A 22,273-nucleotide genomic window follows, 5' to 3' on the forward strand; every position below is an offset into this window, starting at 1 on the left:
CCACCCTCTCGGACCTCTCGAAGAAAGCCCGTCGACATGACTGCGGTCCTGCTGTTCGTCATCGTGGCCCTTCTACTAGGCATCATCGGCGTGCTGGTCTCCGGGCTGGCCTATCTGTGGATCGTCGGGATCGTGGTCCTGGTGGCGGACCTCGCCTATGCCGCTTGGCGCTGGCGCCGCAGCGGACGCCGCCCGGTGCGCTGACGGCACCTTGGCCCGGGCGGTCCAGGCCGTGACGGATTGATCGCTTCAGGCTTCCGTGTCGAGACCTGTCACGGTCGCCGGACCGAGCGGCGCCGTTCTGTCGGAGAATCCCGCCTCGCGCAGCGCGGCGGACGCGGTCTGCTTCGCGCTCTCCTCCGCACTGTGGATGTTGTCGGCGGCCACTTCGAGCCGAATGCTGAAGGTGCGGTTCTCATTGACGGTGAGCAGATCGAGGTCCTCGGCCTCGCCCAGCGGCGTCTGCCGGGGGTCGGACGGGCGGAGCTTGCGCAGCAGTGTGTTCCGGGACGCATCGCTGATCTCCTGCAGAAAGGTGCCCGGGATGGTGATGACATAGGTGGCCATATGAACTCCTGGTGTCGGCTGCCCAACGCTGAGCCGGGCGGGTAATGGCCCGCCCACCTCTTGGCCTGCCCCGTTTTCGGCTGCGATCACCGTCGGCCACCCACCCCGTCACCCGCCTGCACCGCATGCCCCCGCATCGGACACCCGGCTGCACCGCATCCCGCGTGTCGAACACACTGCCGGGACCGATGAGCGACCATGGTGGTCTCGCAGAGACACCGCCCCGGTGCGGCCGGCCGGGGCGGTTCCGACCGGCCGAGGAGCAGCGGATGAAGAGCGCAGAGGTACTGGCGGACGCTTTCGGACGTGTCCAGGAGATCGTGCATTCCGCGGTCGACGGGCTCTCCGCGGATGACCTCGGCGCCCGGTTGGACGGCGGGGCGAATTCGATCGGCTGGCTGGTCTGGCATCTGACCCGGGTCCAGGACGACCACCTGGCTGATGCCGCGGGCGAGGATCAGGTGTGGCATTCCGGGGGCTGGGCGGAGCGCTTCGAACTCCCCTTCAGCCACGAAGAGACCGGATACGGCCAGACCACCGAACAGGTGGCGCAGGTCGGGGTCGGTGCCGATCTGCTGCTCGGCTATTACGACGCCGTCCACGAGCGGACCCTGCGCTTCATCCAGGGCCTCGACGACGACGCGTTGGACCGGGTGGTCGACGAGGCGTGGTCCCCGCCGGTCACGCTGGGTGTCCGGCTGATCAGTGTGATCGGCGACGATCTCCAGCACGCCGGACAGGCGGCGTTCGTACGCGGCTCTCTGGAGCGCTCAAAGGGTTGAGCGCGCGGCAACAGCCGTAATGCGGTGCAAAGTGCCGAAAGTTAAACTCTGGGCATCGAAAGGCGCCCATAGTCCTCCTTCGGAGCGGCCGCATGGCAGGACGAGATCTCCCACCGATCGGGGCCGGCGAGCGGCTGGCTCTGAACCGCATGGGCAGTTTCGACTGGGATCTCGCCCGGGGCACTTTCGCGCTCGACGAGGCCGCCCTGGCCGTTTTCGACCTGCGCGCCGACGAATATGACGGCAGCCCGAAGTCACTCAGCTGCCGGGTGCCTCCCGAGGAGGGGCTCCGACTCGATGCGGCGGTGACCGAGGCCATGCGCAGCGGCCGGTCGTCGTACGGTACGTACTTCCAGGTGCGGCGGCGCGACGGGATCCGGCAGTGGACCCATGCGCGGGGGCGGATCCTGCGCGATGAACAAGGCGATCCCTACCGGGTCGTCGGCATCGTCCGCAATGCCGCCACCGAGCTCACCGAATTCGTCTCCATCAGCCCGATCGAGGCCGGCCGGCGCCGTTTGAGCACCATGGTCCAGGGGGCCACCGACGCGTTGGCGAAGGCCGTCACGGTCGATGACGTGACCGACGTGCTGATCGGTGAGGGTGGTCTCGAGCGCCTCGGAGCCGACGGGCTGCTCCTGGGACTGGTCGACGGCGGATCCCTGAGGATCATCGCTCTGGCCGGAGACTCCATGCAGATGATGGCGGACCCTGAGCTCAACCGTCTGGATCAGGCCATGCCGCTCCCGCAGGCGGTCCTCACCCAGCAGCCACATTTCGTGACGTCCCTGCGGGACCTCGCGCACCGGGTCCCCGGGTTGCAGGAGTACGTCCGGCACTGGGGGCTCGATGCGGCGGCCTTCCTTCCGCTGATCGCCCAGGCGCAGTCCATCGGTGGCCTGGCGCTCTTCTACCGGGGACGGAGCGATTTCCCGTACGAGGACCGCAACTTCTGCCTCGGCATGGCGGGCATCATCGCCCAGTCCCTGCAGCGCGCCATCCTCTTCGACCAGGAGCGGGAATTCGCGGCCGGCCTTCAGTCGGCGATGCTGCCCCGGCGGATCCCGAAGTTCGCAGGGGCCGAGATAGCGGTCCGCTACCACGCGGCCTGGACCGGCCGGGAAGTCGGCGGTGACTGGTACGACGTGATGCCGCTGCCCCGCGGCCGGGTCGGCGTCGTCGTCGGGGACGTACAGGGACACGACACTCATGCCGCGGCGATCATGGGCCAGTTGCGGATCGCGCTGCGGGCCTACGCGGGGGAGGGACATTCGCCCTCGACCGTACTGGCCCGGGCCTCCCGCTTCTTGGCCGACCTCGACACGGACCGTTTCGCCACCTGCACGTACGCCCAGATAGATCTCACCTCGGGAGGCGTGCGGGCGGTGCGCGCCGGCCACCTCGGGCCGCTCATCCGGCACACCGACGGACGGATCGGCTGGCCCCATGTGCGCGGTGGTCTCCCGCTCGGGCTGGCTACCGAGTTCGCGCAGGAGGAGTACCCGGAGACCCGTCTCGATCTTGTGCCCGGCGAGTCCTTCGTGCTCTGCACCGACGGTCTGGTCGAGGAATCGGGCATGGACATCAGCGCCGGGATGGATGCGCTGGCCGAAGCGGTGCACACGGGGCCCGAGGAGGCGGAGAAACTGTCCGATCACCTGGCGGACCGGTTGTGGGAGCGCTGGGGAACGGGCGACGATGTCGCGCTGCTCGTACTGCGCCGCTCGCCGGACTTCGGAACCCCGCAGGCGCCCCGTATCCACGAGTACATCCACCAGGCGGACCCGGAAGGCCTCGCGGAGACCCGGGTCGTGCTGCGCAAGGCGCTGGACGCCTGGGGCTTCGGCGACCTGGCGGACGATGTCGAGCTCGCTGCCGGCGAGCTGCTGGTGAACGTACTGCTCCATACGGAGGGCGGCGCCGTGCTCACCCTCGAAGTGCTGCCCGAGCCGATCCGCCGGATCCGGCTGTGGGTCAAGGACCGGTCGAGCGCCTGGCCCCGGCGCAGGACGCCGGGCGAAGCGGCGACGTCCGGCCGTGGCCTGCTGCTGATCGATGCGGTGTCGGCGCGCTGGGGGGTGGAGCCGCGCGGAGACGGCAAGGCGGTCTGGTGCGAGTTCGAACCGGCCGGCGCGGGCGCCTGACGCCGGAAGCGGTGGGCGGACCCGGGCGACGAGCTCACGCCACGAGGGCCGGTCCGCCCGGGTCCGGGCAGGACACACCGTGCTGGTCCACGGCGCCAACGGAGGAGTGGGCTCCACCCTGGTCCAGCTCGCCCGGCTGGCCGGGGCGCGGGTCATCGGCACCGCATCGCCGCGTGACCACGACGCGCTGCGCGCTCAGGGCGTGGTTCCGCTGGACTACCGGGCGCCCGACCCGCCGGCGCTGGTCCGAGCAGCGGCCCAGCAGGGGCTGGACGCAGTCTTCGACCACGTCGGCGGTGACGGCATCGTCGACTCCTTCCGTCTGCTGGCCCCCGGCGGCACCCTGGTGTCGTACGGCACCGCAGCCACCCGGGACACCCCGGGCGCCTCCGGGCTTCCGGTGCTGCTCCTGCTCGCGCGACTGACCCTGTGGAACCTGTTGCCCAACCGCCGCCGTACGACCTTCTACAACCTCTGGGCGGGCGAGCGCCGCCGGGCGGCCGTCCGTTCCCGTATCCGCACGGATCTCACCCGGGTGCTCGGCCTGCTGGCGGAAGGGTCGCTGACGGCCGCGGTCGCGGCTCGTGTCCCGCTCGATCGAGCCGCCGAGGCGTTGCGGCTCGCCGAGTCCGGCACCCCGGCGGGCAAAGTTGTGCTGACCCCGCCGCGGTAACCGCTACGGCAGGTAGTTGAAGGTGTCCGGGTCGGGTCCCGTCCGGTCGCCCCGGCCGAGGGCGGTGATCGCCGCCATGTCGGCCTCGGTCAGCTCGAAGTCGAACAACGCGAAATTCTCCTCGACCCGGGAGCGAGTGACCGACTTGGGAAAGACGATGTCGTTGCGCTGCAGATGCCAGCGGAGGGTGACCTGGGCCGTCGTCCGGTTCAGACGGCGGGCGATGTCGGTGAGGGTCGGATCGTCGAGCACCTTGCCCTGGGCGATCGGCGACCAGGCCTCGGTGGCGATCCGGTGACCGGCGTCGAAGGCGCGGAGCTCGTCCTGAGGGAAATAGGGGTGGATCTCGATCTGGTTCACCGCCGGAGCCACCTCGGTCTCGGCGAGGAGACGGCGCAGATGATCCGGCTGGAAGTTGGAGACCCCGATGGCCTTGACCCTGCCGGACCGGTAGATCTCCTCCAGGGCCCTCCAGGTGTCCACGAAGTCGCCGACGGCCGGCATCGGCCAGTGGATCAGGAACAGGTCGAGATAGTCGAAGCGCAGATCGTCGAGGGTCCGGTCGAAGGCCTTGAGCGCGTCGTTGTGGGCGTGATACCCGTTGTTCAGCTTGCTGGTGACGAAGACGTCCTCACGAGCCAAACCCGATTCGCGGACCGCCTGCCCGACCTCCTTCTCATTGCCGTACATCTCCGCCGTGTCGATGTGCCGGTAGCCGGTCTCGAGGGCGACGAGCGTCGCCGCCACGGTGGCCGCCGGCTCGATCTGGTAGACACCGAAGCCCAGCTGCGGAATCTGGACGCCGTTGTTCAGGGTGACGGTGGGAACTGCGTTCACGATCATTCCTTGTCTCGTCCGGATGATGCATGGGCAGGGAGCGCGACCCGCGCTCCCTCTGGATCCAGGGTGCAACGGTCCGGGCGCTCTGTCGCATCGGCTTCCCGGTCGGCCGCACCTCATGCGCTGCGGTCGGCTGCTGCGGGGATCGGGCAGGAACGTCGTGGGTGCGGCGTTAGTCTGCGGTCATGGGCGAGCAACAGCGAACCGCGGGCGCAGCCGACCCGGGCCTCTTCGGTCCCGCATCGGTGACTTGGCAGGCGCACGCGGACCCGATCATGTGGGTCGCCGGGATCCGGGCGCTCTACCTTCAGGCGCTGCACCCCCGCGCGGTACGCGGAGTCACCCAGAACTCGGCAGCCTTCGACGGCAGGAGCGGCAGCCAGGAATCCTGGGGCCGGCTGATGCGCACGGCTGGTTTCGTCGGCACCATCAGCTACGGAACGACGGCGGCGGCCGAGCAGGCCGGCGACCGGGTGCGGAAGATACACAGCCTGCTCGGCGCCACCGATCCAGGAACCGGCGAGCGGTACGGCATCGGTGAGCCGGAACTGCTGCTGTGGGTGCACTGTGCCGAAGTCGATTCGTATCTGCAGGTGCTCCGCCGTTCCGGTTTTCCGATCAGTGATGCCCAGGCCGACCGATACGTCGACGAGAACCGGGCCGGCGCCCGGCTGGTGGGCCTCGACCCGGCAGGAGTTCCGGCGAGCCGGGCCGCGCTCGCCGATTACTTCGACTCGGTGCGCCCCGAGCTGGCCGCCACCGAGGAATCGCGCCGGGTCGACGACTTCCTGCGGCGTCCTCCGGTGCCCGCTCTCCTGGTCCCGGCGCGCGAGGTCCTCTGGCGGCAGGTGGCGGGCCTCGCGTACGGCTCGTTGCCCCGGTACGCCCAGGAGCTCTACGGCAGACGGGCGCCCGCCCCTGCGACGGTGGACCGCCGGCTCACTGTCACCGGGAACGCCCTGCGCTGCATCCCCGCCCGGCTGCGCTGGCAACTGCCGCCCGGCCATATCCTGAAGGCGATGGCCCGTCTGGGGCCCGGCAGCCGTCCGGCACCGTACAAACTCCGGACACAGGACGCCATACTGGACGGGCCGGGGAGGGCGAAGCTGAGCAACGGGGGCGACAGCACGACATGGCGGACACCAGGCTGATCCACGGCCGGTACCGGCTGCTCGATCAGATCGGTCGCGGCGGCATGGGCGAGGTGTGGCGGGCCCGGGATGAGTCGCTGGGCCGCCAGGTCGCGGTCAAATGCCTCAAACCGATGAGCCCGCAGCCTGATCAGTCCTTCACCCGGGTGCTGCGCGAACGCTTCCGCCGCGAGGCGCGGGTGGCCGCCGCGCTCCAGCACCGCGGTGTCACCGTCGTACACGACTTCGGGGAGTACGAAGGCGTTCTGTACCTCGTGATGGAGCTGCTCGACGGGCGGAACCTCAGCCAGCTCCTGGAGTCCAACGACCAGCAGCCACTGCCGGTGCCGGAAGTCGTCGACATCGCCCGGCAGGTCGCGTCCGCTCTGGCGTACACCCATGAACAGGGCATCGTGCACCGGGACCTGAAGCCGGCCAACATCATGCGGCTCACCGACGGCACTGTGAAGATCTGTGACTTCGGCATCGCGCGACTGGGCCATGACATCGGCCTCACCTCGAAGCTCACCGGCACCGGCATCGCCATGGGCACCCCGCACTACATGTCGCCCGAGCAGATAATCGGCGGCGACGTCGACCCGCGCAGCGATCTCTACTCGTTGGGCTGCGTGCTGTACGAAATCGCGACCGGTGCCCCGCCGTTCGACTTCGAGGACGCCTGGGCGGTGCTGGTCGGCCACCGGGACACCGTTCCGGCGCCGCCGCGCAGCCACCGGGCCGAGCTGCCGGCCTTCCTCGACCGGCTCATACTCGACCTGCTCGCCAAAGCGCCGGAAGAACGGCCCGCGGACGCCAGCGACCTCGGCGACCGCCTCAACCCCGGCTTTCCCACTCCGGGACTGCCCGCACTGGAAGGGGCGCAACGGCCGTCCCCGGCCCCGGGCCTGCCGTCCTGGACGCGGGGGATGACCACCGGTCCGAAGGCGACCGGAACCTGGACGCTCGTTTCCACCCCCTCCGACCGGGCGACCGCCCTGACCGGCGAGTGGACGACTGCCGCCGCGCCGCACGCGAACGAAACGCCGGCCGTGTCGTCCTCGGTTCTGCGCCCCACGCCGGCGCCCGAGGTGCTGGCCGGCCTCGCCGGCCGGCACAACGCGGGCCTCAGCCTGAGCAGACTGGGGCGGTGGAACGAAGCGGGCAAGGTGCACCGTGCGGTCGCCGCCGAGCGCGAGTACCTGCTGGGCCCCGAGCATCCCGACACCCTCGCCAGCCGCTACGAGGTCGGCTTCACGCTCAGCCGTACGGGACGACCGGCGGACGCATTGCGCGAGTTCACCCGGGTGTCCGAAGGCCGGGAGCGCAGCCTGGGCGCCGATCATCCGGAGACGCTCGCCGCCCGGCAGGAGTTGGCGTTCGTGCTGGGGCGCCTCGGCCGGCACTTCGAGGCGCATCAGGTGTACACCGCGGTGCTGGCCGCTCGGGAGCGCACCATGGGCCCTCACCACGCCGACACCTTGCGGTGTCGCCACAACCTCGCCTTCAACCTCGGCATGCTGGGGCGCTTGGACGACTCCTACCGAATGGCGTGCGACGTCGCGAAGGCCCGCTCCGAGGTGCTGGGTGCGGGCCATCCCGACACGCTGGTCACCCGGTACGAAGTCGGGTACGCACTGGGACGGCTGGGGCGCTGGCCGGAGGCGTTGGAGACCTACCGGGAGGTGGCACGGGCGCGCGCACAGGCGCTCGGACCCGACCATCCCGACACCCTCGCCGCCCGGTACGAGGTCGGCATCAGCCTGGGCCGGCTCGGCCGCAGCGCGGAGGCGCTCGATCTGTTCCGGGCCCTGATCGCCGACCGGACCCGGGCACACGGCCCCGACGAGCCGGAAACCCTGCGCGCCCGGCACGGCCTGGGCGTCAATCTGGGCCGCCTGGGACGCTGGGAAGAGGCTCTCGCCGAGGCGCGTGACGTCTGCCGACTCCGCGAGCGGATCCTGGGCGCCGACCATCCGGACACCCTGGTGAGCCACCGGGAGATCGCTGTCGGGCTGGGCTGGCTGGGCCGGTGGGCGGACGCCCTCGTGATCTACCGACAGGTGGCCGAGGCCCGCGAGCGGGTATGGGGCACCGACCACCCGGATGCCCTGGCCAGCCGCAACGACGAGGCGCACTGTCTGGAGCAGCTCGGGCGCGTTGTCGAGGCCGCGGATCTGTACCGCAGGGTCGCCGCCCGGCGCCAGGAGCGGAGCGTGCGGAGCCACTGACACCTGGCGGACGGTGATCAGCACGTGTTACCAAGAGCCATGCCCCTGCATCACTCGTATGACGTCGTGATCGTCGGCGGTGGCCACAACGGACTGGTCGCCGCCGCGTATCTGGCTCGCGCCGGACACTCCGTTCTGGTCCTCGAACGCCTCGGCCACACGGGTGGGGCCGCGGTGTCCACCAGCCCCTTCGCCGGCCGGAACGTGCGGCTCTCGCGCTATTCGTACCTGGTCAGTCTGCTGCCGCAGAAGATCGTGCGGGAACTGGGTCTGCGCTTCGCGGTCGGCGAGCGCACCGTCTCCTCGTACACCCCCGCGGTCCGCGGCGGCCGGCCCACCGGGCTGCTGGTGGGCGGCGGGCCGGAACGCACCCGTGCCTCCTTCGCGGCGCTGACCGGAAGCGACCGGGAGTACGAGGCATGGCAGCGGTTCTACGCGCGGACCCGGCACGTCGCCGAGCGGGTCTTTCCGACGCTCACCGAACCGCTGCCCAGCCGGTCCTCACTTCGCGAGCGAATCGGCGACGAAGCGGCCTGGCGGATGCTTTTCGAACAGCCCATCGGCGCCACCATCGAGGAGCACTTTGCCGACGACCTGGTTCGCGGCGTCGTCCTCACCGACGGGCTGATCGGCACCTTCGCCGACGCCCACGACCCCTCGCTGCGGCAGAACTGCTGTTTCCTCTACCACGTCATCGGTAACGGCACCGGTGACTGGAACGTCCCGGTGGGTGGCATGGGAGCGCTGACCGATTCCCTCGCCACGGCCGCTCGCGGCGCCGGCGCCGACCTCGCCACCGGGCACGAGGCCACCCGTATCGAGACCGACGGCCGCCGGGCCGAAGTGACGTTCCGTACCGGTGACACCGAGGCCACCGTCGCGGCCGGCCATGTCCTGGTGAACGCCTCGCCCCAGGCCCTGGCCACGCTGCTCGGCGAGCGGCAGCCGCCGCCCGCCGAGGGCGCCCAGCTCAAGGTCAATATGCTGCTGCGCAGACTGCCGCGCCTGCGTGACCACTCCGTCGACCCTCGCGAGGCCTTCGCCGGAACGTTCCACATCGCCGAGGGATACCAGCAGTTGGCTGCCGCGTACGCGGCAGCCGCACGTGGCCGCCTGCCGGACACGCCGCCCTCCGAGATCTACTGCCACTCGCTCACCGACCCGTCGATCCTCGGCCCCTCGGCGGCCGCCGAGGGCTGCCACACGCTCACTCTCTTCGGGCTGCACACTCCTGCCCGGCTCTTCGCACAGGACCACGACTCGGTGCGGGACGCCCTGCTGACGGCGACCCTCGCTCAGCTCGACGCCTACCTCGAGGAGCCCATCGCGGACTGTCTGGCGCTCGACCAGGACGGCCGCCCCTGTATCGAGGCGAAGACCCCTCTCGATCTCGAGCGCGAACTGAGACTGCCCGGCGGAAACATCTTCCACCGGGACCTCGCCTTTCCGTTCGCAGCCGATGACCCGGGCAACACTGAAGGCCCGAGCGGCCGTTGGGGTGTGGAGACGGCGCACGCCAACGTCCTGCTGTGCGGTGCGGGCGCCGTCCGGGGTGGCGGAGTCAGCGGTATCCCCGGTCACAACGCCGCCATGGCGGTCCTGGGGAGGTGATCATGGTCAGGAGCCGATCGGGTTGACGGAGGTCGCCGGGTGCGGGGCGCCGTCCTGCTGGGTGACCGCCCCGCCGAACGGCCACTTCAGCGAGAACGGGGTCTTCTCGTTGGGCTGGGTGATAGGGACGAGACCGGGCTCGAAGGTGCCGGAACCCGTCTGGGTGGTGGCTCTCAGGGTGATGGTGAAGTCAGTGGTGGCGCCGGGAGCCACCCGTTATCAATCCCGCGAGCGTACCCACCCGGGGGCCGCGATCCTTGCCGCGTCCTGCGGTCGTCTCTCGTCGAAGACCGCGTGCCGGCCGTCCTCCACCAGGATCCCGCCGAGGTACACGCCACGCCCCACGTAGAGCGGATCCGTCGTGCAGCGCCAGCGCAGTTGGAGCTGTCTGCCCCGCCAGGCGGTCAGATCCGCCTCCATCCGATGCCACGCCCGGCCGGACCATCCCTCCACCGAACCTGTCGGGTGCGTCTGTGGCGCCCGGCCCCGGAGCATGGTGGAGAAGGGCAGCGACTCCCACGTCGCCCCGGTGTCCGCGGACACCTCCAGAAACAGGAAGTCGGAGTGCGGCTCGGTGTCCCACCAGACCGAGGCGGTGAGACGCGCCCGCTGAGATGCGGGGGCCGGGGGCAGCGTGAGCGAGGGCAGCGTGAGGGTGGTCGTGCTCGCACTCGCCATGCCGGTGAACCACGCGGTACGCCCCTGCGCGGGACGTACCGGCACGGCGCGCGCCAGATTGTTCCCGGCGGCGACCCGCGGCGCGCTTCCACTGCGCCAGTTGCGCACCGGGTGGACCGAGTTCCCCAGCAAGATGAGGAACGAGTCGGTGGACGGGTCGAGCACCAGGCTGGTGCCGGTGAACCCGGTGTGGCCCGCTGTGTGCGGCGTGGCCATCGCCCCCATGTACCAGTGCTGGTAGAGCTCGAACCCCAGGCCGTGGTTGTCACCGGGGAAGGCGGTGTTGAAGTCGGTGAAGAGCAGATCCACCGACTCGGCCCCGAGGATGCGGGCTGCTCCGTACGCCCCGCCGTTCAGCAGGGTGCGGGCCAGGACGGCCAGGTCCCGGGCGCAGGAGAAGACCCCCGCATGGCCGGCCACGCCTCCGAAGCTGTAGGCGTTCTCGTCGTGCACCTCGCCCCAGACGAGTCCGCGGTCCAGCCCCGACCAGGGCAGCCGGGCGTCCTCCGTCGCGGCGATCTTCGGCTTCCAGGCAGCGGGAGGGTTGAAACGCGTGCGGTGCATGCCCAGCGGAGCAGTGATGTCTTCCCGGAGCAGTACGTCCAGGGTGCGGCCGGTGATCTTTTCCAGGACCAGCTGCAGCGAGATGAGATTGAGGTCCGAGTAGAGATATGCGGTCCCGGGCGGGTTGATCGGCGCTTCGTTCCACAGCAGCCGCAGCTTCCCCTCCCGGGTCGGCTCCTTGTAGAGAGCCAGCGTCGCACGGAAGCCGGAGGTGTGGGTGAGCAGCTGAAGTACCGTCACGTCCTGCTTGCCCGCCGCCGCGAAATCGGGCAGATAGGAGGCCACCTTCGCCGTCAGCTCGAGCGAGCCGCGTTCGATCTGCTGAACCGCCACGATCGAGGTGAAGAGCTTGGTGACGGACGCCAGATCGTAAAGGGTGTCCTCAGCCGTGGCGATCTGCTGGTCCGCGGGGAACTCCACGCCGGTGTCGGACGTCTCGTCGTATGCCCTGTAGCGCACCGCCCGGCCGATCGGCCGGTGCAGAGCCACGGTGGCGCCCCGACCGGCGAGCAGCACCGCGCCCGCATACCAGGGATGGGTGGGGGAGGGGCCGAGGAACGCCTCCGCGTCCTTCACCAACTGCTTCAGGTGGGCGCCGAGCAACCCTGCTTGTTCGGCGGAGCCGTGCCGCAGCGTGGTACGGCGCGAGCCGGGCACCGCACTGCGACTGTCGCTGCCGCCGGCGTCCGCCCGTGCGGGCCCTGCCGGGAGCGAGGCCAGCGCGAGTGCCCCGCCGAGCGCGAGCATCCCGCCGCCGAGCAGGCGTCTGCTGATGTCGCCGCTCGCTGCGTCCCCGCCTGCTGCCTGCCCGCTCATCCGGAGACTCCCTGAAAGTATCTTTCGAAAACTTCACCGACCCCGAAACATTCTGCCGCCGATACGGAGCTGTCAACCCTCCGCTCGCGTGTCCACCGAGCGGACAAGGGACCTGATGGCCTATCAGCAAGCCCGCCACCTTGACCCGCTCGGTGGCGGACCCCAGGATCGCGCCATGACCGAAGTACGCAGCAGCACAGTCGACGGAGTCCTGCGCCGCAGCGCGCGGCGAGTGCCCGGACGCACCGCGGTCCGCTACGGGGAACGCTCCTGGACCTACGCCTCCCTCGACGAAGCGGTCACCACGGCCGCCGCTGTCCTCGTCGGGCATGGACTGCGGCCCGGCGACCGGGTCGCCTCCTACGGTCACAACTCGGACGCCTATCTCATCGGCTTCCTGGCCTGCGCCCGCGCGGGGCTGGTGCACGTTCCGGTGAACCAGAACCTGAACGGGGAGGACCTGACGTACATCCTCCGCCAGTCGGGCAGCACGCTGGTACTCACCGACCCGGAGCTGGCGGCCCGGGTCCCCGCGGGGCTGCCGGTGCGGCTGTTGCGCGGCAGCGACGACTCGCTGCTCACCGAACTGAGCACCCCGCGGACCTTTGTCCCGGAGCGGGCCCCGGGGACCGAGGACCTGGTCCAGCTGCTCTACACGTCGGGGACCACCGCGCTCCCCAAGGGCGCGATGATGACCCACCGCGCGCTGGTGCACGAGTACGTCAGCGCCATCACCGCGCTGGACCTGCGGGAGAGCGACCTGCCCGTCCACTCACTGCCGCTTTACCACTCGGCGCAGTTGCATGTCTTCCTGCTGCCCTATCTCGCGGTGGGCGCGGAGAACACCATTCTTGACACCCCGGACACGACGACGATCTTCGATCTGGTCGAAGCGGGCCGGGCCGACAGCCTTTTCGCGCCGCCCACCGTCTGGATCGGCCTGGCGAACCACCCGGACTTCACGGCACGCGATCTGAGCGCGCTGCGCAAGGCCTTCTACGGGGCGTCGATCATGCCGGTACCCGTCCTGGAACGACTGCGCGAGCAACTGCCCGCGCTGGCGTTCTACAACTGCTTCGGGCAGAGCGAGATCGGCCCGCTCGCCACGGTGCTCGGACCCGACGAGCATGACGGACGGATGGATTCCTGCGGCAGACCGGTTCTCTTCGTCGAGGCGAAGGTGGTCGACGAGGACGGCAAGGACGCGCCGGACGGAACCGCCGGCGAGGTGGTGTACCGCTCCCCGCAACTGTGCGAGGGCTACTGGGACAGACCCGATGAGACGGCAGAGGCGTTTCGGGACGGCTGGTTCCGCTCCGGTGATCTGGCGGTGCGCGACGCCGAGGGTTACTTCACCGTGGTCGACCGGGTGAAGGACGTCATCAACTCCGGCGGCGTCCTGGTCGCCTCCCGCCAGGTCGAGGACGCGCTCTACACCCACCCGGCCGTCGCGGAGGTGGCGGTGATCGGGTTGCCGGACGAGCGCTGGATCGAAGCGGTGACGGCTGTCGTGGTTCTGAGGGAAGAGGCGACCGAGGAGGAACTCCTCGCCCACGCCCGCGAGATGCTCCCGCACTTCAAGGCTCCCAAACGGATCCTGTTCGTGACGGCGCTGCCGCGCAACGCCAGCGGCAAGCTTCTCAAGCGCGAGCTTCGGGACCGTTTCGCAGATCCACGATCCTCTTGATCTTCCCGACGGACCGCTCCAGCGTCTCCGGGTCGACGATCTCGACCCGCACGGACAGCCCTACGGACTCCTTGACGGCGTGGGCCACCTGCCCGGCTGCCGCGTCGCGCACCGGCCCCGGGGTCTCCGGCCTCGCCTCGACCCGCACAGTGAGCGCGTCCAGCCGCCCCTCCCGGGTGAGCCGCAGCTGAAAGTGCGGGGCGAGTCCGGGCGTACGCAGCACGATCTCCTCGACCTGCGTGGGAAAGAGATTCACCCCGCGCACGATCAGCAGATCGTCGCTGCGCCCGGTGACCTTCTCCATCCGGCGGAACACCCGAGCGGTCCCCGGCAGCAGCCGGGTCAGATCCCTCGTCCGGTAACGGATCACCGGCATCGCCTCCTTGGTCAGCGAGGTGAGGACCAGTTCCCCCTGCTCCCCGTCCGGCAGCACCGCGCCGGTCACCGGATCGACGATCTCCGGAAAGAAATGGTCCTCCCACACGTGAAGGCCGTCCTTGGTCTCGACGCATTCCTGCGCGACGCCCGGACCCATCACCTCGGAGAGTCCGTAGATGTCGACGGCGTCAATCGCGAACCGCTCCTCGATCTCGGTCCGCATCTCCTCGGTCCACGGCTCCGCGCCGAATATGCCCACCCGGAGCGAGGTGCTGCGCGGATCGATGCCCTGGCGCTCGAACTCGTCGAGCAGGGTGAGCATGTAGGTCGGTGTGATCATGATGATCTCCGGACGGAAATCCCGGATCAGCTGCACCTGGCGGGTGGTCATCCCGCCGGACGCGGGAATCACCGTGCAGCCGAGCCGCTCGGCTCCGTAGTGCGCGCCCAGGCCGCCGGTGAACAGGCCGTATCCGTACGCGACATGGACCTTGTGCCCAGGACGCCCGCCGGCCGCGCGGATCGAGCGGGCCACCACATCGGCCCAGATGGACAGATCACGCTCGGTGTAACCCACCACCGTCGGGCGTCCTGTGGTGCCACTGGACGCGTGAATGCGGCGGATGTCCGCCTGTTTCACGGCGAACATGCCGAACGGGTAGTGGTCACGCAGATCGGCCTTGACGGTGAAGGGAAATCCGGCGAGGTCGGAGAGCGTCCGGCAGTCGTCCGGACGCAGGCCGGCCCGGTCGAAGGAGTCCCGGTAGAAGCCGACGTTCTCGTAGGCATGCCGCAGCGTGGCGCGCAGGCGCTCGATCTGCAGGGCCGCGAGATCCTCACGGCTGAGCCGTTCTGCCGCATCCAGCAGAGCTGTCATAGGGGCTACTCCCGTCCCAACCGGACAACCGATCATTCGGTTGTGCTGTGCGTGATCAGTAATTCAGGAGAGGAAGGGAGCGTCAAGGCATCGGCGCGGGGCCGGAGTGGCAGCCCGTGCGCCCCGGGTGGGGGCATGGGTGGTACTTCTGCCGTGGCCTGTTCGTTATCCGCGTCCCTCGCTAGGGTGGTGCCGGACGACGAACGCGGGAGGAGCACGGACGTGGCCGAGAGCACCACCCCTCAGCGAACCCTGGCCGGCTGGGACAAACCGGAGCTCGATCTCACTCATGCGGACTGGCAATCGGGGAGTCAGGGACGGGGCGACGTGCAGATCGCCTTCGTCGACGGCTTCATCGCGATGCGTAACGGCGGCAAACCGGGCGGCCCCTCGCTGATCTTCGATCCGGGTGAGTGGCGGGCCTTCGTACTGGGCGCGCGCGACGGGGATTTCGATCTGACCTGACTCGGGTTGCCGACCCGGTCGCCGACGGGTGCAGTGACAGGTACGGCGCCGGCCGGGGGCAGTGCCGCCGACCGGGGGCGGCCCGGGCCTCGGCAGCACGCCTGGACACGTACCATGGCTGCATGTCCTTCCTCCGCCGCCGCAGCGCCGCCACTCCCGCGGGTCCGGACTTCGACGTCCTGGCCATGGACCCGGGTGACTGGCCCGGCAATCTCGGCGCCGGACTGCTGCCGGCTCCGGACGGCAGCTGCCAGGGTGTGTTTCTGCGGTACGACCTCTTCGGCGGCCGCGGCCCAGCGATGATCATCGGGAATCTGCCGGAAGGCTCACCGGCCCGGGACCTCGCCGACGGGGAGGTCCCCTTCGAGGTCACGCAACTGCTGGCGGCGCTGGAGAACGATGAGCACGTCGACGTGCAGGATGCCGAGGACACGCCCGTGATGCAGGGAGACAATCTCCTCATCGTCCGGCGCCTCAAGCTTTCCGAGACGCGTATCTCCTGTGTCCAGTTCGACCGCAGCGACAATGTCCTCGTCACCATCGCGAGCTGGGACAGGCCGATCACGGACGATCTCTACACGCTGCTGAAGCCGCTGCCGGCCGAGATGTTCCAGCAGGGCTGAGCCCCTCACCACTGAACCCCTTCACCGCTGGGTCCCCTCACTGCTGAGCCCCTTCACACCCGCACCATGCCCCCGGCCCCTCGTGCGGCGGGTCGCACGGGCGTGTCCGCGCGCGGGTGGGACGTAAAAGTCGGGTAACGCGGCTTCGCCAGCATGTGGTGACGGCCGCCTTCGCACAGGTCAACCGGCATGCCAGTGGTCTGGACAACTGTTTCAACAGGCGGCTCGCACGGCGCCCTTGACGTGTTGTCACCTCAGGTCGGAGAGTGCGCGCATACCGCATGCGAGATCACCCGGCGCAACTCCCCGGCAAGAAGGGCTGCCCATGACGTCCAAGCAGAGGATCAGACTCGCGCTTGCGCTGACCACCACGAGCGCATTCAGTCTCGCGCTGTTCAGCCCAGCGGCGCAGGCGAGTCCGCAGGGCGGCCGGCCGGAGTGCCCGCGCACCCTGGACTGCGCCTGGGCCCCCGCCGCCTACCAGCAGACCGGTGATCCGGCCGACAAGGAGACGTACGGCAATTACGACACGGCCGATCGCCCGCACACCGCAAAGATCAAGTACATCGTCCTGCACGACACCGAGGAGACCTTCGACAAGACCCTGAAGATCTTCCAGGACCCGCACAACCAGACTTCGGCGCACTATGTGGTCCGTTCCAGCGACGGTCACGTGGCCCAGATGGTGAAGGACAAGGACGTCGCCTGGCAGGCCGGCAACTGGTACATCAACCAACAGTCGATCGGCATCGAACAGGAGGGCGTCGCGACCGAGGGTGCGAAGTGGTACACACCCGCGCTGTACCGCTCCACGGCAGAACTCGTGCGCTACCTCGCGGCCAAGTACGACATCCCGCTCGACCGCCAGCACATCATCGGGCATGACAATGTGCCGCCCACCAGCGCCTCCGGAACCGCGGCCATGCACTGGGACCCGGGCACCTACTGGGACTGGAACTACTTCATGAAGCTGCTGGGCAGGCCGACGGTCCCCACCGCTCGACCCAGCAGCCAACTGGTCACCGTCAACCCGGTGTTCAAGGAGAACGTCCAGGCCTTCAGGGACTGCGAGAAGAACGTCGATCTGCCGCCCCAGCCGTCGAGCGCCGTGCCCCTGTACACGGAACCCTCGACCGACGCACCCCTCTTCTCCGACCCCGGTCTGCACACCGACGGGTCGCCGGGCACCAACTGCGCCGCCGACTGGGGCAGCAAGATCAGCGCCTCCCAGCAAGCGGTCGTCGCCGAGCGCAGGCCCGGCTGGACGGCGATCTGGTGGTACGGCCAGGAGGCCTGGATGCAGAGCCCCTCGCACACCAGGACCATCACACCCACGTCGGGTTACGTCGTCAAGCCGAAGGCCGGCAGCACCGGCGTACCGGTCTACGGGGTCGCCTACCCGGAGAAGGGCGACTACCCGTCGGACTTCACCGCGCCCCACGTCGGTACGGCCCTGAAGTACACCATCAAGCCCGGCCAGGCCTACCCCGGAGGCGGCGAGGCGCCCACGGGCTACTACTACGCACCGACCATCGACTCCTCCTATCCGTACGACCACACGTACTTCCCCGGCAGCACCACATATGTGACGGTCCAGATCGGCCACCGGGTTGCGTTCGTCAAGGCGGACGACGTCGACATCGTTCGTACCCGCTGAGGCCCGAGGCCCCGGGGGCAGCCCCGGGGCCTCGGACGGACGCTGTGCCCGCGGCTCAGCGGGTGCCGACCGCGGCGCGCACGGCACGGCGGGCCAGCGCGCAGTCGTCGTGCAGTCGCCGGAGCAGCAGCCGCTGCTCCTCCCCGTGGGACAGCACACCGGGCTGGACCTGCTGGCCTCCACCGGTCGGTGCGGCCTCGCGGATGGTGCGCTGGACCGCTGTCTCGTACGTACGGATCTCGCGGGTCAGCACCAGCATCAGGTTCACCAGGAACGCGTCCCGGGCCGCCGGACCGGCCGACTGAGCGAGCTGGCTGATCTGCCGGCGCGCCACCGGCGCCTCCCCCAGCACCGACCACAGGGTCGCCAGGTCGTAACCCGGCAGATACCAGCCGGCGTGCTCCCAGTCGACGAGTACGGGACCGGCCGGGGACAGCAGGAGGTTGGAGAGCAGCGCGTCACCGTGGCAGAACTGCCCCATGCCCTGCCGCCCGCCGGAGTGCGCGAGACCGTGCAGAAGCTTCTGCAGATCACCCAGATCACGGTCGGTGAAGAGACCGAGCTCGTGGTAACGCGCAATCCGGGAGGCGTAGTCCAGCGGCTGGTCGAACATCCCGGCGGGCGGCCGCCACCCGTTGACCTTGGTGATGGCGCCCAGGGCCGACCGGAGATCCGCACGGGGCGGAGCCTGCACCGGGTGCCGCTGAAGGGCCGCCGCTCGTCCGGGCATTCGCTCGATCACCAGGACGCAGTCCTCGGGATCCGCGGCGATGAGCCGCGGCACCCGAACCGGTGGGCGGTGTCGGACGAACGCGCGGTAGGCAGCTATTTCCTGCCGGAAGTGCTCCGACCATGCGGGGGAGTGGTCGATTAAGCACTTGGCGACCGCGGTCGTGCGTCCGGTGGTACCGACGAGCAGCACCGAACGACTGCTGCGGCGCATCACCTGCACCGGATTGAACTCGGGACAGATGCGGTGCACCGACGCGATGACCATGCGCAGTTGCGCGCCCTGGGGGCCGGACAAGTCGAGTCTCCCGCTGAGCGGTTGGGTGCCCTGTCCCGCAGCCCGCGGGGCCCGGCCCGCGCCGACAGCGGCCACAGCATGGGAGGGGTCGAGGTACGGTCCGCCACTTATCGGGAGAGCGCGGTGCGACCGAGGTGGGGCGGACACGGAGGACGATGCTGTGTACATGGGGATACAGATCCCTTCGTGTGCCGACGAGTTGCCTGCGCAGTCCCGGCGGCGGCCGGGACATACCCTGGGGAGTACGCCCCGGCCATCGGGTCGGGGTGGCGCGTTCCTACCTGACACCGGCCCGCGGGTGGCACACCATCTGGCGCACCCTGGCGAACCCTGGCGAATAGTCGCGGGGCATCTGACAGAGGGTTACTGTCAAATCAGCCGAGAACCTGGGGGCTTGACGTGACCGGAGTACCCAACACCCGCCTAGCAGACCTGTTCGGCCTGGCCGGCTGGTCCAAGGGCGAACTTGCGAGACTCGTGAACCGGCAGGCGGCCGTGATGGGCCACCAGCAGCTGGCGACCGATACGTCGCGGGTACGGCGCTGGATCGACATGGGCGAGAGCCCGCGCGATCCCGTACCGAAGGTGCTGGCGGCTCTGTTCACCGAGCGGCTCGGTCGTGTCGTGACCATCGAGGACCTCGGGTTCGTACGCCCTGGGCGCGCAGGGAAACGGCAGGACGTCGGGAACGCGGAACACACGGCGAATCCGGACGGCCTCCCCTGGGCGCCAGAACGAACGGCAGCGGTCCTCACCGAATTCACGGGAATGGACCTCATGCTCAACCGACGCGGCTTGGTGGGCGCAGGCGCTGCGCTTGCCGCAGGCTCCGCACTCAGCAGCGCCATGCACGACTGGCTACACACCGATCCGGCGCTCGCCTCGGACGCCCCCCGTATCTCCGACCCCCTGCAGGCCGACCCCGCAGCATTCGACCGGTACGAGGCCGCTCCCATCGGTTCGCAGGAGATCGAGGCACTGGAGCACTCCGTCGAGGTCTTCCGCGCGTGGGACGCCTCTCGCGGCGGCGGACTCCAGCGCAAGGCCGTTGTGGGGCAGCTCAACGAGGTGGGCGGCATGCTCTCCTACCGCCACCCCGACGTACTCCAGAGGAGACTGTGGGGCGTCGCGGCCAACCTGGCGGTACTCGCAGGCTGGATGTCGCACGACGTCGGTCTCGAGCCGACGGCCCAGAAGTACTTCGTCATCGCCGCTCACGCGGCACGCGAGGGCGGCGACCGCCCCCGGGCCGGCGAGGCCCTGTCGCGCGCCGCACGTCAGATGGTGCATCTCGGCCGCCCGGACGACGCACTCGATCTGATGAAGTTGGCCAAGACCGGCTCCGGCGAAGAGACCCTGCCGCGCACCCGCGCCATGTTGCACACCATCGAGGCCTGGGCGCAGGCCTCGATGGGCCGTGGCCAGGCCATGCGCCGCACGCTCGGCGAGGCCGAAGAGCTCTTCGTGTCGGACCGGGGTGACGTGCCGCCGCCGAGCTGGATGCAGATGTTCGACGAAGCGGATCTCCACGGTATGCAGGCACTCGCCTTCCGCACGCTCGCGGAACATGAGCCCTCGGCCGCGGTGGCGGCCCAGCACCATGCCAAGCAGGCGCTGCAGCTGCGGATCAACGGCCGTCAGCGATCGAAGATCTTCGACTACATCTCGCTGGCGTCTGCCTGCTTCATCGCCGACGACCCCGAGCAGGCCGACCGCTATGCCCGTCTCGCGCTGGTGTCGATGGGGGAGACCTCCTCGCATCGCACCTGGGACCGGCTGCGTGAGATGTACCGGCTCACGAATCAGTACGCCGGTCACGCGACGATCCAGGACCTGCGGGAGGAAATCGGCCTGGCGCTGCCCCAGCAGACGAAGCGGCCACGCAACGCGGGTGCCTAGTCGGCCGGGCGGCCTTGGGGAGAGCCGGCCCCCGGGACCCGGGCGACCAGCACGCAGGCATCGTCGCGTCGTTCCGTCTCGCCGCACTCGTCGGTGATCACCCGCAGGCAGTCCTCGGCGGTACCGGTAGCGGCGAACCGAAGTGCGAGTGCGAGCAGCCGGTCCGGGCCCGACTCGTCCAGGGCATCGCGCCGCGCCAATCCGGCGGTGTGCAGGACCAGCAGGTCGCCGGGGAGCAGCTGCACCTCCGCCTGCCCGTACGCGGCACCGGGCGCCGCACCGAGCAGCGCACCACTCGGCGGCGCGAGCACACGCCCCGCCCCCCCACGGAACAACAGGGGGGCGGGATGTCCGGCCTGTGCCCAGGCCAACGTTCGGGTGCTCCGGTCGTACGTGCAGCACACGGCGCTGCCCAAGGCCGGCTGCGCGGAGGCTTCCAGAAGGTGGTTCAGGTGCCCCAGCAATGGACCGGGAGCGATGCCTGCCACGGCCATCCCGCGCAGCGCACCGAGCAGCATCGCCATTCCGGAGGCGGCGCTCACCCCGTGACCCGTGAGGTCGCCCACCGTGAGCAGCGAGCCGCCGCCGGGCAGTTCCATCGCGTCGTACCAGTCGCCGCCGATGAGCGTAGGGGCTGCGGCCGGCAGGTAGTGCGCTGCGAGGTCCAGCGCCGCACGGTCACTGTGGGCGAGTCGTACCGGTCCGCGCCAGTGCGGCAGTACGGACCGCTGCAACTCGACCGCTACCTGGCGCTCCGTGCTGGCGATCCGCTGTCTGCGCTGCAGGGTGTCCTGTGACTGGCGCACCGCATGCTGGCTGCGCCGGAGGTCGCTGACGTCGCGCAGGACGGCCCACATGGACGCCGTGCAGCCGTCGCTGTCGAGTACCGGCTCACCCATCATGTGCAGCGTCCGCAGCGTGCCGTCGCTCCGGATGATGCGGAACTCGCCGTCGATCGGCTTCCCGTCCACGAGGCAGTCGGTGACCATTGCGGTGAGACGTGTCTGATCGTCGGGCAGCAGCAACGAGGGCAACTCGTCGAGGGACAGCGGCCCTTTCTCCGGAGGCCGCCCGAAGATCTGGTAGACCTCCGCCGACCAGCTCATCTCGTCGGTGATCAGGTTCCATTCGGCGCTGCCGACCCGGCTGATCAGCGATCCCGGCCGGGCATCGGACAGCGGTTCGGAAAAGGCCGGGCGCCCGAAGTACTCGTCGCGGGGCCCATCCGTGCCATCGGCAGGGAGACCGTCCTTGAGCTGGCCGAGATGTGTGCCCAGGTCGTCGAGTTGATGAACCGCGAGATCGCACAGCGCCCGGTGCCAGCGGCCCTGGACGTCGTCGTCGATGGACACGGAGTCCCGGCGGACCGCGTCGAGGTCGCCGCGGAGTCTGCGGGTCCGGGTGATGAGCGCGTCGACAGTTTCCCGCTCCGGTGGCTGCGGGGCGGGGCGGTCCGCGAACACATGGGACGGCATGACGTACTCCGATACGGGCGCGGCGCGGCCGAAGGCTGCGGGATGGGCCGGTTACGACTGTTGCACAGTGAGCTAACGCCCGTAAGGGAATTGGCAACACTCGATGCGATGATGCCGTTGGCATATGTCAATGGCGCTCGGTTCCCGGGTCG

Annotated in this window: 18 protein-coding genes and 1 pseudogene; 12 read left to right on the forward strand and 7 right to left on the reverse strand. The window is 69.6% G+C overall.

Annotated features, from left to right (window positions below; genetic code table 11):
• Positions 1–36 precede the first annotated feature (36 nt).
• Positions 37–204, forward strand: coding sequence for a hypothetical protein (locus tag AB0M87_RS13550; protein ID WP_365852197.1), 168 nt, complete (start codon positions 37–39; stop codon positions 202–204).
• Positions 205–249: 45 nt separating this feature from the next.
• Here the strand turns inward: AB0M87_RS13550 and AB0M87_RS13555 are convergent, their stop codons facing one another.
• Positions 250–567 carry a hypothetical protein gene (locus AB0M87_RS13555; RefSeq protein WP_365852199.1) on the reverse strand — a complete coding sequence of 106 codons (318 nt, stop codon included), beginning with the start codon at positions 565–567 and terminating at the stop codon, positions 250–252.
• A 269-nt stretch (positions 568–836) separates the two neighbouring features.
• On the opposite strand from AB0M87_RS13555, the gene AB0M87_RS13560 reads away from it, so the two are divergent.
• From AB0M87_RS13560 to AB0M87_RS13570, 3 genes and pseudogenes are all read left to right on the forward strand, one after another.
• On the forward strand, positions 837–1,349 hold the full coding sequence (locus tag AB0M87_RS13560; RefSeq protein ID WP_365852201.1) for a DUF664 domain-containing protein: 513 nt from the start codon (positions 837–839) through the stop codon (positions 1,347–1,349).
• A gap of 92 nt (positions 1,350–1,441) precedes the next feature.
• The gene (locus AB0M87_RS13565; RefSeq protein ID WP_365852203.1) at positions 1,442–3,493 is read left to right on the forward strand and encodes a SpoIIE family protein phosphatase; all 2,052 of its coding nucleotides are present in this window, start codon (positions 1,442–1,444) and stop codon (positions 3,491–3,493) included.
• 49 nt (positions 3,494–3,542) lie between these two features.
• Positions 3,543–4,166: pseudogene (locus AB0M87_RS13570) on the forward strand (zinc-binding dehydrogenase); the annotation flags it as partial.
• A 3-nt stretch (positions 4,167–4,169) separates the two neighbouring features.
• Here the strand turns inward: AB0M87_RS13570 and AB0M87_RS13575 are convergent.
• Positions 4,170–5,003, reverse strand: coding sequence for an aldo/keto reductase (locus tag AB0M87_RS13575; RefSeq protein ID WP_365852205.1), 834 nt, complete (start codon positions 5,001–5,003; stop codon positions 4,170–4,172).
• 188 nt (positions 5,004–5,191) lie between these two features.
• Here AB0M87_RS13575 and AB0M87_RS13580 point away from each other — a divergent pair, with 188 nt between their 5' ends.
• The 3 genes from AB0M87_RS13580 to AB0M87_RS13590 are packed head-to-tail and all read left to right on the forward strand — an operon-like array spanning position 5,192 to position 9,975.
• The gene (locus AB0M87_RS13580) at positions 5,192–6,157 is read left to right on the forward strand and encodes an oxygenase MpaB family protein (RefSeq protein ID WP_365852207.1); all 966 of its coding nucleotides are present in this window, start codon (positions 5,192–5,194) and stop codon (positions 6,155–6,157) included.
• Positions 6,139–8,364 (forward strand): serine/threonine-protein kinase, encoded by a 2,226-nt coding sequence (locus tag AB0M87_RS13585; protein WP_365852209.1) that lies wholly within the window; start codon positions 6,139–6,141, stop codon positions 8,362–8,364. Before AB0M87_RS13580 ends, AB0M87_RS13585 begins: the two co-directional genes overlap by 19 nt.
• Positions 8,365–8,403: 39 nt before the next feature.
• Positions 8,404–9,975 (forward strand): NAD(P)/FAD-dependent oxidoreductase, encoded by a 1,572-nt coding sequence (locus AB0M87_RS13590; RefSeq protein ID WP_365852211.1) that lies wholly within the window; start codon positions 8,404–8,406, stop codon positions 9,973–9,975.
• A 6-nt stretch (positions 9,976–9,981) separates the two neighbouring features.
• On the opposite strand, the gene AB0M87_RS13595 is transcribed toward AB0M87_RS13590, so the two are convergent.
• Both AB0M87_RS13595 and AB0M87_RS13600 read right to left on the reverse strand, forming a co-directional pair.
• Positions 9,982–10,188 (reverse strand): hypothetical protein, encoded by a 207-nt coding sequence (locus tag AB0M87_RS13595; protein WP_365852213.1) that lies wholly within the window; start codon positions 10,186–10,188, stop codon positions 9,982–9,984.
• A gap of 6 nt (positions 10,189–10,194) precedes the next feature.
• Positions 10,195–12,033 carry a serine hydrolase gene (locus AB0M87_RS13600; RefSeq protein WP_365852216.1) on the reverse strand — a complete coding sequence of 613 codons (1,839 nt, stop codon included), beginning with the start codon at positions 12,031–12,033 and terminating at the stop codon, positions 10,195–10,197.
• Positions 12,034–12,208: 175 nt separating this feature from the next.
• Between AB0M87_RS13600 and AB0M87_RS13605 the strand changes: the two genes are divergently transcribed.
• The gene (locus AB0M87_RS13605) at positions 12,209–13,720 is read left to right on the forward strand and encodes an acyl-CoA synthetase (RefSeq protein ID WP_365852218.1); all 1,512 of its coding nucleotides are present in this window, start codon (positions 12,209–12,211) and stop codon (positions 13,718–13,720) included.
• Here AB0M87_RS13605 and paaK read toward each other — a convergent pair.
• Positions 13,674–14,975 (reverse strand): phenylacetate--CoA ligase PaaK, encoded by a 1,302-nt coding sequence (paaK, locus tag AB0M87_RS13610; protein WP_365852220.1) that lies wholly within the window; start codon positions 14,973–14,975, stop codon positions 13,674–13,676. The genes AB0M87_RS13605 and paaK overlap by 47 nt on opposite strands.
• Positions 14,976–15,197: 222 nt before the next feature.
• Here paaK and AB0M87_RS13615 point away from each other — a divergent pair, with 222 nt between their 5' ends.
• The 3 genes from AB0M87_RS13615 to AB0M87_RS13625 all read left to right on the forward strand — a co-directional run bounded on the left by AB0M87_RS13615 (position 15,198) and on the right by AB0M87_RS13625 (position 17,720).
• Positions 15,198–15,440 (forward strand): DUF397 domain-containing protein, encoded by a 243-nt coding sequence (locus AB0M87_RS13615; RefSeq protein WP_365852222.1) that lies wholly within the window; start codon positions 15,198–15,200, stop codon positions 15,438–15,440.
• A gap of 122 nt (positions 15,441–15,562) precedes the next feature.
• On the forward strand, positions 15,563–16,063 hold the full coding sequence (locus tag AB0M87_RS13620) for a hypothetical protein (protein ID WP_365852224.1): 501 nt from the start codon (positions 15,563–15,565) through the stop codon (positions 16,061–16,063).
• Between the two features lie 325 nt (positions 16,064–16,388).
• Positions 16,389–17,720 carry a peptidoglycan recognition family protein gene (locus AB0M87_RS13625; RefSeq protein ID WP_365852226.1) on the forward strand — a complete coding sequence of 444 codons (1,332 nt, stop codon included), beginning with the start codon at positions 16,389–16,391 and terminating at the stop codon, positions 17,718–17,720.
• 55 nt (positions 17,721–17,775) lie between these two features.
• Here AB0M87_RS13625 and AB0M87_RS13630 read toward each other — a convergent pair whose 3' ends face one another.
• Positions 17,776–18,915, reverse strand: coding sequence for an aminoglycoside phosphotransferase family protein (locus tag AB0M87_RS13630; RefSeq protein WP_365852228.1), 1,140 nt, complete (start codon positions 18,913–18,915; stop codon positions 17,776–17,778).
• 231 nt (positions 18,916–19,146) lie between these two features.
• Here AB0M87_RS13630 and AB0M87_RS13635 point away from each other — a divergent pair, with 231 nt between their 5' ends.
• Positions 19,147–20,646, forward strand: coding sequence for a hypothetical protein (locus tag AB0M87_RS13635; protein WP_365852230.1), 1,500 nt, complete (start codon positions 19,147–19,149; stop codon positions 20,644–20,646).
• On the opposite strand, the gene AB0M87_RS13640 is transcribed toward AB0M87_RS13635, so the two are convergent.
• Positions 20,643–22,121, reverse strand: a complete 1,479-nt coding sequence (locus AB0M87_RS13640; protein WP_365852232.1) for a SpoIIE family protein phosphatase — start codon at positions 22,119–22,121, stop codon at positions 20,643–20,645. The two genes, AB0M87_RS13635 and AB0M87_RS13640, sit on opposite strands and share 4 nt — an antisense overlap.
• Between the last annotated feature and the right edge of the window lie 152 nt (positions 22,122–22,273).

It is taken from the genome of Streptomyces sp. NPDC051320 (genome assembly GCF_040682175.1).
GTDB lineage: Bacteria > Actinomycetota > Actinomycetes > Streptomycetales > Streptomycetaceae > Streptomyces.

Excerpts from the sequence above, each read along its gene's own strand:
- AB0M87_RS13550 (WP_365852197.1), top strand. The coding sequence starts at position 37 with ATGACTGCGGTCCTGCTGTTCGTCATCGTGGCCCTTCTACTAGGCATC.
- AB0M87_RS13555 (WP_365852199.1), bottom strand. The coding sequence starts at position 567 with ATGGCCACCTATGTCATCACCATCCCGGGCACCTTTCTGCAGGAGATC.
- AB0M87_RS13560 (WP_365852201.1), top strand. The coding sequence starts at position 837 with ATGAAGAGCGCAGAGGTACTGGCGGACGCTTTCGGACGTGTCCAGGAG.
- AB0M87_RS13565 (WP_365852203.1), top strand. The coding sequence starts at position 1,442 with ATGGCAGGACGAGATCTCCCACCGATCGGGGCCGGCGAGCGGCTGGCT.
- AB0M87_RS13580 (WP_365852207.1), top strand. The coding sequence starts at position 5,192 with ATGGGCGAGCAACAGCGAACCGCGGGCGCAGCCGACCCGGGCCTCTTC.
- AB0M87_RS13585 (WP_365852209.1), top strand. The coding sequence starts at position 6,139 with ATGGCGGACACCAGGCTGATCCACGGCCGGTACCGGCTGCTCGATCAG.
- AB0M87_RS13590 (WP_365852211.1), top strand. The coding sequence starts at position 8,404 with ATGCCCCTGCATCACTCGTATGACGTCGTGATCGTCGGCGGTGGCCAC.
- AB0M87_RS13600 (WP_365852216.1), bottom strand. The coding sequence starts at position 12,033 with ATGAGCGGGCAGGCAGCAGGCGGGGACGCAGCGAGCGGCGACATCAGC.
- AB0M87_RS13605 (WP_365852218.1), top strand. The coding sequence starts at position 12,209 with ATGACCGAAGTACGCAGCAGCACAGTCGACGGAGTCCTGCGCCGCAGC.
- paaK (WP_365852220.1), bottom strand. The coding sequence starts at position 14,975 with ATGACAGCTCTGCTGGATGCGGCAGAACGGCTCAGCCGTGAGGATCTC.
- AB0M87_RS13620 (WP_365852224.1), top strand. The coding sequence starts at position 15,563 with ATGTCCTTCCTCCGCCGCCGCAGCGCCGCCACTCCCGCGGGTCCGGAC.
- AB0M87_RS13625 (WP_365852226.1), top strand. The coding sequence starts at position 16,389 with ATGACGTCCAAGCAGAGGATCAGACTCGCGCTTGCGCTGACCACCACG.
- AB0M87_RS13630 (WP_365852228.1), bottom strand. The coding sequence starts at position 18,915 with ATGTACACAGCATCGTCCTCCGTGTCCGCCCCACCTCGGTCGCACCGC.
- AB0M87_RS13640 (WP_365852232.1), bottom strand. The coding sequence starts at position 22,121 with ATGCCGTCCCATGTGTTCGCGGACCGCCCCGCCCCGCAGCCACCGGAG.